The sequence below is a fragment of the Pseudomonas mandelii genome (assembly GCF_900106065.1).
In the GTDB taxonomy this organism is placed as follows: Bacteria; Pseudomonadota; Gammaproteobacteria; order Pseudomonadales; family Pseudomonadaceae; genus Aquipseudomonas; species Aquipseudomonas mandelii.
On record NZ_LT629796.1, the window covers coordinates 3,586,293 to 3,603,256 of the forward strand.

17 protein-coding genes are annotated in these 16,964 nt (G+C 59.4%); 14 read left to right on the top strand and 3 right to left on the bottom strand.

Features of this window, described 5'->3' with window-relative positions; all coding sequences use genetic code 11:
• Position 1 precedes the first annotated feature (1 nt).
• The 13 genes from fdx (at position 2) to BLU63_RS16635 (ending at position 11,995) form a co-directional block, all read left to right on the top strand.
• Complete coding sequence (gene fdx, locus BLU63_RS16575) at positions 2-343, top strand: ISC system 2Fe-2S type ferredoxin (protein ID WP_010457863.1); 342 nt, start codon at positions 2-4, stop codon at positions 341-343.
• A gap of 14 nt (positions 344-357) precedes the next feature.
• Positions 358-558, top strand: coding sequence for a Fe-S cluster assembly protein IscX (iscX, locus tag BLU63_RS16580; protein WP_010457861.1), 201 nt, complete (start codon positions 358-360; stop codon positions 556-558).
• Between the two features lie 92 nt (positions 559-650).
• Positions 651-1,076 carry a nucleoside-diphosphate kinase gene (gene ndk / locus BLU63_RS16585; RefSeq protein ID WP_010457859.1) on the top strand — a complete coding sequence of 142 codons (426 nt, stop codon included), beginning with the start codon at positions 651-653 and terminating at the stop codon, positions 1,074-1,076.
• A 28-nt stretch (positions 1,077-1,104) separates the two neighbouring features.
• Positions 1,105-2,247, top strand: coding sequence for a 23S rRNA (adenine(2503)-C(2))-methyltransferase RlmN (gene rlmN, locus BLU63_RS16590; RefSeq protein WP_010457857.1), 1,143 nt, complete (start codon positions 1,105-1,107; stop codon positions 2,245-2,247).
• Positions 2,248-2,264: 17 nt separating this feature from the next.
• A complete protein-coding gene (gene pilW, locus BLU63_RS16595; RefSeq protein WP_010457854.1) occupies positions 2,265-3,023 on the top strand; it encodes a type IV pilus biogenesis/stability protein PilW in 759 nt (252 codons plus the stop codon).
• On the top strand, positions 3,023-4,057 hold the full coding sequence (locus tag BLU63_RS16600; protein WP_083375809.1) for a RodZ domain-containing protein: 1,035 nt from the start codon (positions 3,023-3,025) through the stop codon (positions 4,055-4,057). The genes pilW and BLU63_RS16600 overlap by 1 nt, the downstream gene beginning before the upstream one ends.
• Positions 4,058-4,060: 3 nt before the next feature.
• Positions 4,061-5,170, top strand: a complete 1,110-nt coding sequence (gene ispG / locus BLU63_RS16605) for a flavodoxin-dependent (E)-4-hydroxy-3-methylbut-2-enyl-diphosphate synthase (protein WP_010457850.1) — start codon at positions 4,061-4,063, stop codon at positions 5,168-5,170.
• A 23-nt stretch (positions 5,171-5,193) separates the two neighbouring features.
• Entirely contained in the window at positions 5,194-6,483 is a 1,290-nt protein-coding gene (gene hisS / locus BLU63_RS16610) for a histidine--tRNA ligase (RefSeq protein ID WP_010457847.1), read from the top strand.
• A gap of 42 nt (positions 6,484-6,525) precedes the next feature.
• A complete protein-coding gene (locus BLU63_RS16615) occupies positions 6,526-7,167 on the top strand; it encodes a tetratricopeptide repeat protein (RefSeq protein ID WP_010457845.1) in 642 nt (213 codons plus the stop codon).
• The gene (bamB, locus tag BLU63_RS16620; RefSeq protein WP_042932605.1) at positions 7,160-8,311 is read left to right on the top strand and encodes an outer membrane protein assembly factor BamB; all 1,152 of its coding nucleotides are present in this window, start codon (positions 7,160-7,162) and stop codon (positions 8,309-8,311) included. The genes BLU63_RS16615 and bamB overlap by 8 nt, the downstream gene beginning before the upstream one ends.
• A gap of 140 nt (positions 8,312-8,451) precedes the next feature.
• Positions 8,452-9,921, top strand: a complete 1,470-nt coding sequence (gene der, locus BLU63_RS16625) for a ribosome biogenesis GTPase Der (RefSeq protein WP_010457840.1) — start codon at positions 8,452-8,454, stop codon at positions 9,919-9,921.
• A 146-nt stretch (positions 9,922-10,067) separates the two neighbouring features.
• Positions 10,068-11,216, top strand: coding sequence for a pyridoxal phosphate-dependent aminotransferase (locus tag BLU63_RS16630; protein WP_077749337.1), 1,149 nt, complete (start codon positions 10,068-10,070; stop codon positions 11,214-11,216).
• The gene (locus BLU63_RS16635; protein ID WP_010457836.1) at positions 11,204-11,995 is read left to right on the top strand and encodes an amidohydrolase; all 792 of its coding nucleotides are present in this window, start codon (positions 11,204-11,206) and stop codon (positions 11,993-11,995) included. The genes BLU63_RS16630 and BLU63_RS16635 overlap by 13 nt, the downstream gene beginning before the upstream one ends.
• 204 nt (positions 11,996-12,199) lie before the next feature.
• Here the strand turns inward: BLU63_RS16635 and leuA are convergent, their stop codons facing one another.
• Entirely contained in the window at positions 12,200-13,879 is a 1,680-nt protein-coding gene (gene leuA, locus BLU63_RS16640; protein WP_010457834.1) for a 2-isopropylmalate synthase, read from the bottom strand.
• Between the two features lie 395 nt (positions 13,880-14,274).
• Between leuA and BLU63_RS16650 the strand changes: the two genes are divergently transcribed.
• Complete coding sequence (locus BLU63_RS16650; RefSeq protein ID WP_083375811.1) at positions 14,275-14,631, top strand: hypothetical protein; 357 nt, start codon at positions 14,275-14,277, stop codon at positions 14,629-14,631.
• Positions 14,632-14,695: 64 nt separating this feature from the next.
• Here BLU63_RS16650 and BLU63_RS16655 read toward each other — a convergent pair whose 3' ends face one another.
• Together BLU63_RS16655 and xseA are read right to left on the bottom strand one after the other, a co-directional pair.
• Positions 14,696-15,517 carry a peptidoglycan DD-metalloendopeptidase family protein gene (locus BLU63_RS16655; RefSeq protein WP_083375812.1) on the bottom strand — a complete coding sequence of 274 codons (822 nt, stop codon included), beginning with the start codon at positions 15,515-15,517 and terminating at the stop codon, positions 14,696-14,698.
• A gap of 3 nt (positions 15,518-15,520) precedes the next feature.
• Entirely contained in the window at positions 15,521-16,900 is a 1,380-nt protein-coding gene (xseA, locus tag BLU63_RS16660) for an exodeoxyribonuclease VII large subunit (RefSeq protein WP_010457826.1), read from the bottom strand.
• Between the last annotated feature and the right edge of the window lie 64 nt (positions 16,901-16,964).

Genomic DNA, 16,964 nt, shown 5'->3' on the forward strand with positions numbered 1-16,964 from the left:
GATGCCGCAGGTCATTTTTCTGCCACACGAGAAGTTTTGCCCGGACGGCATGGTTGTGGAGGCTGAACCCGGCATCTCCATCCTCGAACTGGCTCACGAACACCATATCGAGATGGAAAGCGCTTGCGGCGGCGTCTGCGCCTGCACCACCTGCCATTGCCTGATTCGCGAGGGCTTTGACTCGCTGGAAGAGGCCGATGAGCTGGAAGAAGACTATCTTGATAAGGCTTGGGGGCTGGAGCCCCACTCACGCTTGGCCTGTCAGGCAAAAGTCGGGACTGAAGACCTGACCGTCGAAATTCCGAAGTACTCGCTCAACCATGCGGCCGAAGCGCCGCACTGATTCAAGGAAACGTCATGAGTCTGAAATGGGTTGATGTGCTGGAAATCGCGATCCAGCTGGCTGAATCCCGGCCGGAAGTGGATCCGCGTTATGTGAACTTCGTCGATCTGCACAAATGGGTGCTGGCATTGCCGGAGTTCCGTGATGATCCGACCCGCGGTGGCGAGAAGGTACTTGAAGCCATTCAGGCCGCCTGGATCGAAGAAGCAGACTGAGTCTGCGCCGTATGCAGTTAGGCAATACCAAAGAACCCGCGTATAATTCGCGGGTTTAATTTTTCGCAAATTACCGTTTCTGGAGTTACACCATGGCTGTTCAACGTACTTTCTCCATCATCAAGCCTGACGCTGTTGCAAAAAACGTCATCGGCGAGATCACCACTCGTTTCGAAAAAGCCGGCCTGAAGGTTGTAGCTTCGAAAATGAAGCAACTGTCCAAAGCCGAAGCTGAAGGCTTCTACGCTGAGCACAGCGCTCGTGGTTTCTTCGGCGACCTGGTTGCTTTCATGATCTCCGGTCCAGTTGTCGTTCAGGTTCTGGAAGGCGAAAACGCTATCGCTCTGAACCGTGAGCTGATGGGCGCTACCAACCCTAAAGAAGCTGCTGCCGGCACCATCCGTGCTGACTTCGCTGACTCCATCGATGCCAACGCTGTACACGGTTCGGACTCCGAAGCCGCTGCTGCTCGCGAAATCTCGTACTTCTTCGCAGCTACTGAAGTAACCACTCGCTAAGCATTGGCTTATGAGTGAAGGTGAATCCATGACTACATCGACTGTAAAAACCAACCTGCTGGGTCTGACTCAGCTGGAAATGGAAAAATTCTTCGACTCAATCGGGGAGAAGCGTTTCCGTGCCGGTCAGGTAATGAAATGGATTCACCACCTTGGCGTCGATGATTTCGACGCCATGACGAACGTCAGCAAGGCCTTGCGCGACAAGCTCAAGGCTATTGCCGAAGTTCGCGGTCCTGAAGTCGTCAGCGAGGACATCTCCACCGACGGTACCCGTAAATGGGTAGTGCGCGTGGCGTCCGGCAGCTGCGTCGAGACCGTTTACATTCCCCAGGGCAAGCGCGGCACTTTGTGCGTTTCGTCCCAGGCAGGCTGTGCCCTGGATTGCAGTTTCTGCTCCACCGGCAAGCAAGGTTTCAACAGCAACCTCACCGCCGCTGAAGTCATCGGCCAGGTGTGGATTGCCAATAAATCGTTCGGCAGCATCCCGGCGACCGCCGACCGTGCCATCACCAACGTGGTGATGATGGGCATGGGTGAGCCGCTGCTGAACTTCGACAACGTCGTGGCCGCCATGCATCTGATGATGGATGACCTGGGCTACGGGATCTCCAAGCGCCGCGTGACCCTGTCCACTTCGGGCGTGGTGCCGATGATCGATGAGCTGTCCAAGCACATTGACGTCTCCCTGGCGTTGTCGCTGCACGCACCAAACGACGCATTGCGTAACCAATTGGTGCCGATCAACAAGAAATATCCGCTTAAGATGCTGCTCGAGTCGTGCCAGCGCTACATGTCGTCCCTGGGCGAAAAGCGCGTGCTGACCATCGAGTACACTTTGCTCAAGGACATCAACGACAAGGTTGAACATGCCGTTGAGATGATCGAGTTGCTCAAGAATATCCCGTGCAAGATCAACCTGATTCCGTTTAACCCGTTCCCGCATTCCGGTTACGAGCGCCCGAGCAACAACGCGATTCGCCGTTTCCAGGATCAGCTTCACCATGCCGGCTTCAATGTCACCGTGCGCACCACCCGCGGTGAAGACATCGATGCCGCGTGTGGCCAATTGGTAGGGCAGGTGCTGGATCGCACCCGTCGCAGCGAACGTTATATCGCCGTGCGTGAGTTGAACGCCGAGAACGATATGGCTCAAAACGCTGCGGAATAAATCAAGAGAGGATCTCTATGTCCCTGCGCTTTGCGCTGCTTTTGCTGTTGGCCAGCCTGTGTGCTGGTTGCGTCCTGTCGGGCGATTTCAACCCGATGAAAACCAGCAAAGGTCGCGATGAAGCGCGTGCTGCCTATGTGCAACTGGGCTTGGGGTACTTGCAGCAAGGCATGACCGAACGGGCGAAAGTGCCGTTGAAGAAAGCCTTGGATCTGGATGACTCGGACCCGGATGCCAATGCGGCGCTTGGGTTGGTGTTTCAGGCTGAAATGGAACCTGAACTGGCAGACCAGCACTTTCGCAAGGCGCTGTCTTCCCGCCCCGACGATGCTCGAATCCTGAACAACTACGGCAGCTTTCTTTTCGAAGAAAAACGTTACAAAGAGGCTTACGAGCGCTTTGAACAGGCCGCCGCCGATACCCTGTATCCTGAGCGTTCGCGGGTGTTCGAGAACCTGGGCATGACCGCTTCGAAGCTGGGTCAGCGTGATCTGGCCCAGCAGCAACTGGAAAAAGCCCTGCGTTTGAACCGCCAACAACCGCGTGCATTGCTGGAAATGGCTGAGTTGTCCTTCGAAGACAGGCATTATGTGCCCGCGCGTGACTATTACGATCGTTTTAGCCTGCTCACCGAGCAAAATGCACGTAGTCTATTGCTCGGCGTTCGGCTGGCAAAAGTGTTTGAAGATCGCGACAAGGCCGCCAGTTTTGGCCTGCAACTAAAACGACTCTATCCCGGTACGCCGGAATATCAGCAATACCTGTCGGAGCAATGATGAAAGCGGCGCATCCCGAAGTTGTAGCAGCGAATCGCGTTAACCCCGGTGAGACTTTGCGCCAGGCCCGCGAAAGCAATGGCTGGTCGCTGGCTGAAGTGGCCCTCAAGCTCAACCTCACCGTTAATTCCTTGAGTAATCTGGAAGCCGGCGCTTTCGACAAGCTGCCGGGGCACACCTTTGCTCGCGGTTATATTCGCGCGTATGCCAAATTGTTGGGCATGGACCAGACCGTTCTGGTCCAGCAGTTCGACCAATCCACCGGCACCGACTCCCAGGGCAGCAACGTCCACAGCCTGGGGCGTATCGAAGAACCGGTTCGGGTTTCCCACACTATTTTGCGCATTGTCAGCCTGCTGTTGCTGATCGCAGTGATTGGCGGTGGTTTTGTCTGGTGGCAGGATCAAACCTCCCAGCGCACCAAGGACCTGATCACCCCGAGCCCGGAACACGTCGAAGTCGAAGGTGCTGATGGCACCACCCAGATCCATCCGCTGGACGAGCCGGAAGACCAGGCCGTCGCGGAAAGTCAGGTTGACGGGGCAACCGCGCTGGCGTTGCCGCAAGCCGAAAACGCCACTGAAGCACCGGCCGGGACTGAAGCCACTGCGCCTGCCGCCGCGCCGACTGCACCCGCTGTCCCAGCGCCTGCTGCACCGGCGCACAGCACCGCTCCGGTTGTCGCGACTCCCGTAGCGCCGGCTCCGACGGCTCCTGTTGTATCAACTCCGCCTGCAAGCGCTTCGGTGACGCCGACCATCCCCGCTCCAGCACCGGCAGCTCCGGTTGCCGGCCAAGGTCAGGTTCAACTGCAGTTCACCGCCGATTGCTGGACGCAAGTGACCGATGGCACCGGCAAAGTGCTGTTGAGCGGTCTGAAGCGTAAAGGCGAAAGTGTTTCCGTCAGCGGCAAGCCGCCGTTTGCCGTGCGTCTGGGCTTCGCCCGTGGCGCGCAGGTCAGCTACAACGGGCAGGCGGTTGATGTCGCTCCGTTCACCAGTGGCGAGACTGCTCGCCTGAAGTTGGGTCAATAAGTCATGCACGGCGAATCTCCAATCAAACGTCGCGAATCCCGCAAGATCTGGGTCGGTAACGTGCCCGTGGGCGGCGATGCGCCCATCGCTGTTCAGAGCATGACGAACAGCGACACCAATGACGTGGCCGCCACCGTGGCCCAGATCAATCGTCTGGAAGCCGCTGGTGTCGATATCGTGCGGATTTCCGTGCCGGACATGGACGCCGCCGAAGCCTTCGGCAAGATCAAGCAATTGGTCAAGGTGCCGTTGGTTGCCGACATCCACTTCGACTACAAGATTGCGCTGCGCGTCGCCGAACTGGGCGTTGATTGCCTGCGGATCAATCCGGGCAACATCGGTCGTGAAGACCGCGTGCGCGCGGTGGTCGATGCCGCCCGTGATCGCGGGATCCCGATCCGCATCGGCGTCAACGCCGGTTCCCTGGAAAAAGACCTGCAAAAGAAATACGGCGAGCCGACCCCGGCGGCGCTGGTCGAGTCTGCCCTGCGTCACGTCGAGCACCTTGAACGCCTGAATTTCCAGGACTTCAAGGTCAGCGTGAAGGCCTCCGACGTGTTCATGGCCGTCGCCGCCTACCGCCTGCTGGCCAAGGAAATCGTCCAGCCGCTGCACCTGGGCATCACCGAAGCCGGTGGTTTGCGCTCAGGCACGGTGAAATCCGCCGTGGGCCTCGGTATGCTGCTCGCCGAAGGGATTGGCGATACTATTCGCATCTCGTTGGCGGCCGACCCGGTCGAGGAAGTGAAAGTCGGCTACGACATTCTCAAGTCCCTGCACCTGCGTTCCCGTGGCATCAACTTCATCGCCTGCCCGAGCTGCTCGCGGCAGAATTTCGATGTGGTCAAAACCATGAACGAGCTGGAAGGGCGCCTCGAAGATCTGCTGGTGCCGCTGGATGTCGCGGTCATCGGTTGCGTGGTCAACGGGCCGGGTGAAGCCAAGGAAGCCCATATCGGCTTGACCGGCGGCACGCCGAACCTGATTTACATCGACGGCAAGCCGTCGCAGAAACTGACGAATGACAATCTGGTGGATGAGCTTGAACGCTTGATCCGCCAGAAAGCGGCCGAAAAGGTCGAAGCCGACGCGGCAGTCATCGCCCGCGGCTGATCGAACGAATTTAAGGATTTATAGTGAGCAAGTCTCTGCAAGCCATACGTGGCATGAACGACATCCTGCCCGAACAGACCCCGCTGTGGCGTCATTTCGAGGGCACCGTCTCGCGTCTGCTGGATAACTACGGTTACAAGCAGATCCGCATGCCGATCGTCGAGTTCACCGAGCTGTTCAAGCGCTCCATTGGTGAAGTGACCGACATCGTCGAAAAAGAGATGTACACCTTCGACGACCGCAACGGCGATTCCCTGACCCTGCGCCCTGAAGGCACGGCGGCCTGCGTGCGTGCTGTGCTCGAGCACGGCATCACCGGCGGTGGTCAGGTGCAGAAACTTTGGTACATCGGCCCGATGTTCCGTCACGAACGTCCTCAAAAAGGCCGTTATCGCCAGTTCCATCAGATCGGTTGCGAGGTCTTCAACCTCGACGGTCCGGACATCGACGCCGAGCTGATCGTGCTGACCTGGCGCCTGTGGGGCGAGCTGGGCATCCGTGATGCGGTCAAGCTTGAGCTCAACAGCCTGGGCACCGCCGAGTCCCGTGCTCGTTATCGCGAAGCGCTGGTCGAGTTCCTCTCGTCCCGCCTGGACAAGCTGGACGAAGACAGCCAGCGCCGTCTGAAAACCAACCCTTTGCGGGTGCTCGATACCAAGAACGCCGACACGCAAGCCGTGCTGGTCGATGCGCCGAAAATGGCCGACTACCTGGACGAAGAATCCCGTGTGCACTTCGAGGGCCTGAAGGCTCGCCTGGACACCGCCGGCATTCCTTACGTGATCAACCCGAAGCTGGTTCGCGGGCTGGATTACTACAGCAAGACCGTTTTCGAATGGGTCACCGACAAGTTGGGCGCCCAGGGCACCGTGTGTGCCGGTGGTCGTTACGACGGTCTGGTGGAGCAGATGGGTGGCAAGCCAACCCCGGGCGTCGGTTTCGCCATGGGTATCGAGCGCCTGGTGCTGTTGCTTGAAACCCTGGAACAGATTCCGGAAGAGATCTCCCGTCAGGTCGACGTTTACCTCTGCGCCTTCGGAGAAGCCGCCGAGCTGGCCGGTCTGGCCCTGAGTGAACGTGTACGTGATCAATTGCCCAACCTGCGCCTGCAAGTCAATGCCGGCGCGGGCAGCTTCAAAAGCCAGTTCAAGAAGGCCGACAAGAGCGGTGCGCTGTATGCGCTGATCCTCGGTGACGACGAAATGGCCCAGCAAGTGGTAGGTTTCAAACCCCTGCGTGGCCAGGGCGAACAACAAAGCATTGCCTGGGATGCGCTTGCTGCACACCTGGCCACCTGCGTCGTGCAGGGTTGAAGCTGTCATAAACAGCCGATTTAGCGATTAAGGAGTATTGGGGTGTCGAGTACCGAAGACGAAAACCTGGCAGATTTGAAGGACTGGTGGACACGCAACGGCAAGCCCCTGGTCACTGGCGGCCTGTTGGCGCTGGTCATCGTGTTCGGCTGGCAGGCCTTTCAGAAGTATCAGAGCAATCAGTCGCAAGGCGCCTCGATTCTCTATCAGCAATTGCTCGAAACCACGCTGACGCCTGACGGCAAGCCTGATGCCGCCCGTGTTTCGGACCTGGCCGGCAAGCTCAACAGCGAGTTCGGCGGTAGCGCCTATGCACAGTACGGCAGCTTGTTCGTGGCGAAAGTCGCGGTCGACAGCGGCAAGCTGGACGACGCGGCCACCGAGCTGAAAGCCATCGTGGCAAAACCGGCCAACCCGGCGCTGGGCGAAATCGCCCGTCAGCGTCTGGCGCAGGTACTGGCGGCGCAGAACAAGGTCGATGAGGCCCTGAAGCTGCTCGAAGGCGATGCTGACAAGGCATTCCTGGCCACGCGCGAAGAACTCAAAGGCGACCTGCTGGTGCAGTTGGGTCGTACCGACGAAGCAAACACGGCGTATCAAAAAGCCAAGGCGGCACTGTCGGATGAAGCGGCGGTCGGTGGCCTACAAATCAAGCTGGACGACCTGGCCAAAGGGGATGCGTGACGTGATCCGTTGGAAACATGCAGCATTGCTGGCTCTGGCCATTTTGGCCGCGGGTTGCAGCAGCAACAGCAAAAAAGAATTGCCACCGGCCGAGTTGACCGACTTCAAAGAAGAAGTGGTTCTGCAGAAGCAGTGGAGTCGTTCGATCGGTGACGGTCAGGGCGAAACCTACAACATGCTGGTTCCGGCGATCGAAGGCGATACCATCTATGCTGCCGACGTCACCGGTGTGGTGATGGCGCTGGATCGCAGCAACGGCGACGTCAAATGGAAGAAGGACCTTGAACTGCCTGTTTCCGGCGCCGTTGGCGTGGGTTACGGTCTGGTCATGTTCGGCACCATCAAGGGCGAAATCGTTGCTCTGGATGCGATCAATGGTGAAGAGAAATGGCGCGCTCGCGTGTCCAGCGAAGTACTCGCACCGCCGGCCAACAACGGTGACGTGGTTGTGGTTCAGACTCAGGACGACCGTCTGATTGGTCTGGATGCCGCCACCGGCACCCAGCGCTGGCTGTATGACAGCACGCCTGCGGTCCTGACCTTGCGCGGCACCAGCGCACCGATCGTCACCAACCGCCTCGCGGTGGCTGGCCTGTCGACCGGTAAAGTGGTCGCTCTCGATATTTCCAACGGCGTGCCGGTGTGGGAACAACGGGTCGCGATTCCACAAGGTCGTTCGGAACTGGAGCGTGTGGTCGATATCGACGGTGGCCTGCTGCTGTCCGGCGAAACGCTGTACGTCGCCAGCTACCAGGGTCGCGTTGCGGCACTGGACCTGCAAAGCGGTCGTCAGCTCTGGCAGCGTGATGCTTCCAGCTATGCCGGCGTCGCGCAGGGTTTTGGCAGCGTTTACGTGAGCCTGTCTTCGGGCACTGTTGAAGGCGTCGACGAACGTTCCACCACAGCCTTGTGGAGCAACGATTCGCTGGCTCGTCGTCAACTGTCGGCTCCGGAAGTGTTCTCCAGCTACGTTGCAGTCGGCGATATGGAAGGCTACCTGCACCTGCTGAGCCAGGTGGACGGTCGTTTCGTCGGCCGCGAGCGCATCGACAGCGACGGCCTGCGTGCCCGTCCGCTGGTGGTGGGTGACACGATTTATGTGTATGGCAACAGTGGCAAACTGGAAGCCCTGACCATTAAGTAAAGGTTTGACTATGCTTGGGGTTAAACCCCAGGCAGCCCCGTAACCACGGGGTTCGCAGCGCCTTCAAGCGCTGCCCCGAGCACCAGCCGCTGCCTCGCAGCGGCTTTTGTATTTTCTGAAATAACGAAGTGGAGAGCCGCATGGTTCCCGTAATCGCCCTGGTGGGCCGACCGAACGTCGGCAAGTCCACCTTGTTCAACCGCCTGACCAGGACTCGCGACGCCATCGTCGGCGACTTGTCCGGTCTGACCCGTGATCGCCAATACGGTGAGGCCAAGTGGCAAGGGCGTTCCTACATTCTGGTCGACACCGGCGGTATCTCCGGTGACGAGCACGGTATGGACGAAAAAATGGCCGAGCAGTCGTTGCTGGCCATTGAAGAAGCGGATGTCGTTCTGTTCCTGGTAGATGCCAAGGCCGGTTTTACCGCCGCCGACCAGATGATCGCCGAGCATTTGCGCAAACGTAACAAGCGTTCCTACGTGGTTGCCAACAAGGTCGACAACATCGACCCTGAAATGGCCCGCGCCGAGTTCGCCCCGTTGGGCATGGGCCACGCGATTCCGATCGCCGGCGCCCACGGTCGTGGCATCACCCAGATGCTGGAAATCGCCCTGAGCGACTTCCCGAAAGACGATGACGAACAGGAAGAAGGCGAGGAAGAGATCGTTGCCGAAGGCGAGGAAGCCAAGCGCATTCCTGGCCCTAGCGAAAAAGACGGGATCAAGATCGCCATCATCGGCCGCCCGAACGTCGGCAAGTCGACCCTGGTCAATCGCATGCTCGGTGAAGACCGGGTTATCGTCTATGACGAGCCTGGCACCACTCGCGACAGCATCTACATCCCGTTCGAGCGTAACGACGAGAAGTACACGCTGATCGACACCGCCGGTGTGCGCAAGCGCGGCAAGATCCACGAAGAAGTCGAAAAGTTCTCCGTGGTCAAAACCCTGCAAGCGATCAAAGACGCCAACGTGGTGATCTTTGTGATGGACGCCCGCGAGGGCGTGGTCGATCACGATCTCAACCTGCTGGGCTTCGCCATTGAGTCGGGTCGTGCGCTGGTGATCGCGATCAACAAGTGGGACGGCATGACGCCGAGCGAGCGTGACTTCGTGAAGGTCGAGCTGCAACGTCGACTGTTCTTCGTCGACTACGCCGACATCCACTTCATCTCGGCCCTGCACGGTACGGGCGTGGGCAACCTCTATGCCTCCGTACAGAACTCGTTCAAGTCCGCGGTTACCCGCTGGCCAACCAACCGCCTGACCACGATCCTGGAAGATGCGGTCAGCGAGCACGCGCCGCCGATGGTCAACAACCGCCGGATCAAGCTGCGTTATGCCCACTTGGGTGGTGCGAACCCGCCGATCATCGTGATCCACGGTAACCAGATCGAGAAGGTGCCGAAGTCTTACGTCCGTTATCTGGAAAACACTTACCGTCGTGTCTTGAAGCTGGTCGGTACGCCGATCCGCATCGAGTTCAAGGGCGGCGAGAACCCGTTCGAAGGCAAAAAGACCACGCTGACCGACCGTCAGGTCAACAAGAAGCGTCGCATGATGTCGCACCACAAAAAGGCCGACAAAAAGCGCCGCGATAAGAAATAGAAGCAGCTTTAAGTATCAAGCTGCACGCTTCAAGTCACTGCAGAAAAGGGCTCAAGTCAGAGCCCTTTTTTGTGTCTGATGGTTTGTTGCTTGACCACTTGCAGCTTGCAGCTTGAAACTTGCAGCTCACCTGCAAGGGGCTACCGATGATCACCAGTAAGCTGCCGAATGTCGGCATCACTATCTTCACTCAGATGTCTCAGCTCGCGGCGCAAACCGGGGCGATCAACCTGTCCCAGGGGTTTCCTGATTTCGATGCACCGCAAGCCCTGTGCGATGCGGTCGGTCGGCACATTGCCAATGGCCACAACCAATATTCACCGATGACCGGCCTGCCGGCGCTGCGTCAGCAGATTTCGGCGAAGATCGCCCGCACCTACGGCGTCAGCGTGGATGCCGACCATGAAGTGACGGTCACTCCCGGTGCCACTCAAGCGATCTTCTGTGCGATTCAAGCGGTTATCCACAGCGGCGATGAAGTGATCGTGTTCGATCCGTGCTACGACAGCTACGAGCCGTCGGTGGAGCTGGCCGGTGGGCGATGCGTGCATGTGCAACTGGGTCTGAATGATTTTTCCATCGACTTCGAGAAACTCGCCGAAGCGATTACGCCGCGCACGCGGATGATCGTGCTGAACGCTCCGCATAACCCGAGTGGCGCGCTGATCAGCCGTGCCGAGCTGGACCAGTTGGCAGCGTTGATTCGGGATCGCGACATCTACATCGTCAGTGACGAAGTCTACGAACACCTGGTCTTCGACGGCGTGCCTCACGTCAGCGTGCTGAATCACGAAGAGCTGTATCAGCGCGCCTTCGTGGTCAGTTCTTTCGGCAAGACCTATCACGTCACCGGGTGGAAAACCGGCTACGTGGTCGCACCGCCGGCGCTCACCGCCGAGCTGCGCAAGGTTCACCAGTACGTCAGTTTCTGCGGCGTGACCCCGCTGCAATACGCCTTGGCCGACTTCATGGCCGAACATCCTGAACACGTCGAAGAACTGCCGGGTTTCTACCAGGCCAAGCGCGATCTGTTCTGCGATCTGCTGGCATCGTCGCGTTTCAGCTTCAAGCGCGTGACCGGCACGTATTTTCAGTTGGTCGATTATTCGCAGATCCGCCCGGACCTCAATGACGTCGAAATGGCGCTGTGGATGACCCGTGAACATGGCGTGGCGAGCATCCCGATCTCGGTGTTCTACCAGACACCACCTGAAGGCCAGCGCCTGGTGCGCTTGTGCTTCGCCAAACGCGAGGAGACGTTGCGTGAAGCAGCGGCAAAACTATGCGTGATCTGAGTGCACTGCCCAATCTGAACGTCGCGCTGATCCAGACCACCCTGGCCTGGCACGACCGTCAGGCCAACCTGGAGCATTTCGAGCCATTGCTTGAGCAGGCTCGCGGGGCGGATCTGATCATTCTGCCGGAGATGTTCACCACCGGTTTTTCCATGGAATCGCAGACCCTCGCCGAAGCGGAAAACGGTCCGACCAGCAAATGGCTACGTGTCCAGGCGGCGAAACTTGATGCGGTGATCACCGGCAGCGTCATCGTCCAGGCCGCTGATGGCAGCCACCGCAATCGATTGTTGTGGGCGCGGCCGGACGGGGAGGTCTGGCACTACGACAAGCGTCACCTGTTCCGCATGGCCGGTGAGCACAACCACTACACACCGGGTGAGCGCCAGGTGCAGTTCGAGCTCAAGGGCTGGCGTGTACGGCCGCTGATTTGCTATGACTTGCGTTTCCCGGTCTGGAGCCGCGATGCACAAGACACTGACTTGCTGCTCTACACCGCCAACTGGCCCGGCGCGCGTCGTCAGCATTGGAACCGTTTGCTGCCAGCGCGGGCGATTGAAAACCTGTGTTACGTGGCGGCGGTCAATCGCATCGGTACCGACGGCAAAGGCTTTGCTTACACCGGTGATAGCCAGGTGCTGGATTTCCAGGGTGAGACATTGCTCAGTGCCGGCGAAGCCGATGGCGTGTTCCAGGTCGTGCTGAATGCGGCGGATCTGCAAGCCTATCGCACACGGTTTCCGGCGAATCTCGATGCTGATACGTTCGAGTTCACCTGATATCTCGGCAGCCTGAGCCGGCCTCATCGCGAGCAGGCTCAATCCCACAGTGGATCGCGTGAATAGAGATTTTGTGTGCACCCGAAGCCTCCTGTGGGAGTGAGCCTGCTCGCGAAGAGGCCATGACAGGCACCCTAAAAATGCCAGGCAAACAAAAAGGCCCCGAGGTTTTCACCTCGGGGCCTTTTGCATTGCCGCGAACGCTTACGCCGCTTTCGCTTCCGGCTGGCTCAGGGAGCGGTTCAGCGCGCTGAACAGGGCCTTGAAGCTCGCGGTGGTGATGTTTTCATCGATACCGACGCCATGCACCGCACGTTCACCGTTCACACGCAGTTCAATGTAGGCCGCTGCCTTGGCATTGGTGCCCGCGCCGATTGCGTGTTCGTTGTAGTCCATGATTTCCACCGGGATCGGCAGGCCGGCCACCAAGGCTTCCAGCGCGCCGTTGCCCTTGCCGCGCCAGTGCAGGTTGGTTTCGCCCTGGCCTTTGCCCGAGACTTCCACTTCCACGGCACTGTGACCGTTTTCTTCCTGCAGGCGATGGCTGACCAGCGCATACGGGGTGTTGGCCTGCAAATACTCGCTGTGCAGCAATGCGTGGATCTGTTGGGCGGTCATCTCCAGGCCGAGGCGATCGGTTTCACGCTGTACCACCTGGCTGAACTCGATCTGCATGCGACGCGGCAAGCTGATGCCGTATTCCTGTTCCAGCAAGTAGGCGATACCGCCCTTGCCCGACTGGCTGTTGACGCGGATCACCGCCTCGTAGCTGCGGCCGATGTCGGCCGGGTCGATCGGCAAGTACGGCACTTCCCACAAGGCGTCCGGTTTCTGCTGGGCAAAGCCCTTGCGGATCGCATCCTGGTGGGAGCCGGAGAACGCGGTGTGAACCAGGTCGCCGACGTAGGGGTGACGTGGGTGCACCTGGATCTGGTTGCATTCTTCAACGACTTTGCGCACGCCGTCGATGTCGGAGAAGTCCAGCTCAGGGTGAATGCCCTGGGTGTAGAGGTTCAACGCGACGGTCACGAGGTCGACGTTACCGGTACGCTCGCCGTTACCGAACAGGCAGCCTTCGACACGGTCAGCACCGGCCATAAGGCCCAGTTCGGTGGCCGCAACGCCCGTACCACGGTCGTTGTGGGTGTGCAGGCTGATGATCACGCTGTCACGACGGTTGATGTGACGGCCAAACCATTCGATCTGGTCGGCATAGATGTTCGGGGTCGCGCATTCGACGGTGGCCGGCAGGTTGAGGATCACCTTGTGCTCAGGCGTCGGGTTCCAGACGTCGATGACCGCGTCGCAGACTTCCTTGGCGAACTCCAATTCGGTCGCGCTGAAGGTTTCCGGCGAGTATTCGAAGGTCCACTGGGTGTCCGGTTGCTGGGCGGCATATTTGACGAACAGCTTGGCGGCGTTCACGGCGATGGCCTTGACACCTTCCTTGTCCTGGTTGAAGACAATGCGGCGGAAGGACGGGGAGGTCGCGTTGTACAAGTGAACGATGGCTTTCTTCGCCCCGCGCAGGGATTCGAAAGTACGCTCGATCAGGTCTTCACGGCCCTGGGTCAGCACCTGGATGGTGGTGTCGTCCGGGATGTGGTTACCTTCGATCAGGGTACGCACGAAGTCGAAGTCGGTTTGCGACGCGGCCGGGAACGACGCTTCGATCTCTTTCACACCGACTTGCACCAACGTCTTCCAGAAACGCAGCTTCTTGACCGCGTCCATTGGCTCGATCAGCGACTGGTTGCCGTCACGAAGGTCGGAACTGCACCAGATCGGCGCTGCGGTGATGGTCTTCGATGGCCAGGTACGGTCCGGGATGTCGATGGTCGGGAACGCGCGGTATTTCGATGACGGGTCTTTGAGCATGCTCATCGGGAAATCCTTATTGTGTGGGCCGAAAAAAGGCGGCCTGCCGGTGGATCAATGTTCTTGGGGAAAAGCGTGGGGCGAGGCACCGCGATTCAGCCTGGCAGTCGTGCACTGACGAGGCACAGGCTGCGGTGCTGACGAAGCTGAATGAGGGTGTGAGAGGTTTTCATGCCTTCAACCCTAACCGCCGTGATTGAGGATGGCAAGCAGTCGAAAAAAATTGAGAGGAATACTCGAATAGTCGAGATTATCGCGATTTTATTGCGGTTCGGCCGGGTGATTGTGTTGATGTTTGCGCGAGGTTTGAAGAGGGCGCAATTGAAAGTTGGCAGCCTTGTCTTGGCGACGGCAGCTATTCTTAAAGCCTCAACCAGACGACTGGAATGCAGGAGTCAGCGATGAACGAGTCGGATTGGAAGCTTTACAGTGCGTTGCGCCCGTTGGCCCATGAGCGGATGTGTATCCGGATCATGGATGAAGTCGAGCGCACGGTGCTGGATAGAAGCCAAGCGCCTTATGATCGAATTGAAGCGAGCGAAGAGCTGCTCAAAGCCGGGCAAAAGGAGCTGTATTGGGCATTTGGCGCTTTCAGGTTCTCACGCGATGACGCCAGTTCTCACTTGCTGGCGTTGTGTGCCCGCGAGTTGATCACGGCTGAAGAATTGGCTGGCTTCTCACAAGACACTCAAACATGGATCAGCAATTGTCTGGCGAACCGGGAGGTCCATGGTATTGAGGATCTGGACGCTGAATAAGCGGCGGCAGTGATGGCCCTATCGCGAGCCTGATTGCGAATGGGCCAGTCGCCTCAAAGAAGATTCAGGGCTGGAAAGCACCAATAAAAATCGCCGGATCCACCCGCGCATCATTCAGGCTGACATTCCAGTGCATGTGCGGCCCGGTCGCCCGCCCGGTGGCGCCGACTTTCCCGACTACACCGCCGCGCGCCAGTTGCTGCCCCACCTTCACGTCAATCTTCGACATATGGCAGAACATGCTGATAAAGCCCTGCCCATGGTCGACGAACACCGTATTGCCATTAAAGAAGTAGTTGCCGATCAGGATCACCTTGCCCGCCGCCGGGGTCTTGATCGGTGTGCCTGCGCCCACGGCGAAATCCAGGCCCGAGTGGGGATTGCGCTCTTCGCCATTAAAGAACCGGCGCACACCGAACTTGCTCGACAGCGGCCCGTTGACTGGTTTGTCCAGTAGCAGGTTGCTCGGGGTGTTCGGACTGAACGTGCGGTAGGCGGCGATTTGCTCGGCCAGTTCACCTTCGATGCGCTTAAGGTTCTCCGGGTTCGGATTGACCTGCTGCGTGTTCTTCAGGGTGATGTGCTGTTCCGGATACTTCTTGTTGCCGACCGTGAAACTCAGCGTGCGACCGCCGCTGCTGACCTGCTGCGTGCCCGGTTTAACCGTCAATGGCACGCCGACAATCGCCAGCCAATTGTTCTGTTCCTTGACCACCAGCACCGACTTGCCTTGGTAGCTGGCTTTTGGCACCTGTGCAGAAGCACCCAGGTCCACCACGGCCACGCCCCCCGGCACCGGTTTATTCAACAGGCGGGTGATGTAGCTGTCGGCGTGGGCATTGAAGGTCAGGCATAGCAACAGCAGCGGAGCTAAAAAACGCGGCATGGATCAATCCAGTAAAGAAAGGGTGACAGGCGTCAGGTGATTGTCTTCGACCCGGACGTGCAGCTCGCCTTCGCCCAGTTTGGCTTTCAGGCGCTGACCGGTATGGGTTTGCTCGGCGCTGCGAATCGCGTTGCCGCGTTCATCCAGCAGAATGCTGTAGCCACGGGCCAGGGTCGCCAGCGGGCTGACCACTTGCAGCGTCTGCACCTGACTTTGCAGTTGCAGGCGACGGGACTTGAGCCCTTCACGCATGGCTCGCGGCAGGCGCTCGGCGAAGCTGTCGAGGCGCTGACGAAGCATTGCCAATTGCCGTCCCGGGTGTTGCCCGGCGAGGCGGGTTTCCAGACGAATCAAGCGTTCGCGACGGGTATTGAGGCTGCGTTCGAACGCGCGGCGCATGCGCATGTCCAGATCGTCCAGGCGCTGCGCTTGCTGGCGCAGACGTTCGCCGGGATGGCGCAAGCGGCGAGACATGCCTTCCAGGCGCAGACGGTCACGCATCAAGCGGTCGCGGATGCGCATCACCAGGCGCCGGTGCAGGCTTTCGACCCGGCGCACCAGGTCGCTGGAATCCGGCGCGAGCAATTCGGCGGCGGCGGAGGGCGTCGGGGCGCGGACGTCGGCGACGAAGTCACTGATCGAGACATCGGTTTCATGGCCGACGGCGCTGACAATCGGCGTCACGCACGCATCCACGGCGCGGGCCACGGCTTCTTCGTTGAAACACCAGAGGTCTTCCAGCGAACCGCCGCCACGGGCGAGGATCAGCGCATCAAAACCGCGAGCGTCCGCCAGTTTCAGGGCGCGGACGATTTGCGCAGTCGCTTCGCGGCCCTGTACGGCGGTCGGGATCAGAGTCAGTTGAACCTGCGGTGCGCGGCGGCGAAAGACGCTGATGATGTCGCGAATCACCGCGCCAGTCGGCGAACTGATAATGCCGATGCGCTGCGGATGCGCCGGCAACGGCACTTTGCGCTCGGCGCTGAACAGGCCTTCGGCGCTGAGTTTTTCCTTCAGTGCATCGAACGCCAGACGCAGCGCACCGTCACCGGCCGGCTCCACGGTGTCGAGGATCAGCTGATAGTCGCCACGCCCCTCGAACAGCGAAACCTTGCCGCGCACCTTGACCGCCAGGCCGTCCTTCAGCGCCTGGCGAACCCGCGCCGCGTTCTGCCGAAACAGCGCGCAACGAACCTGGGCGCCGCTGTCCTTGAGGGTGAAATACACGTGGCCGGACGCCGGACGGGCGAGGTTGGAGATTTCGCCTTCGACCCAGATGTTGCTGAACACGTCTTCGAGCAACACCCGCGCGCGGCCGTTGAGCTGGCTGACAGTCAGGACTTCACGGTCCAGGCCGAGTCTTGCAAAGGGATCTTTAATCATGGGGCGCATGATAAAGGCATTCGTCGAACAATCTCCATGAGTGCGCACAAATCCCTTGTGAGAG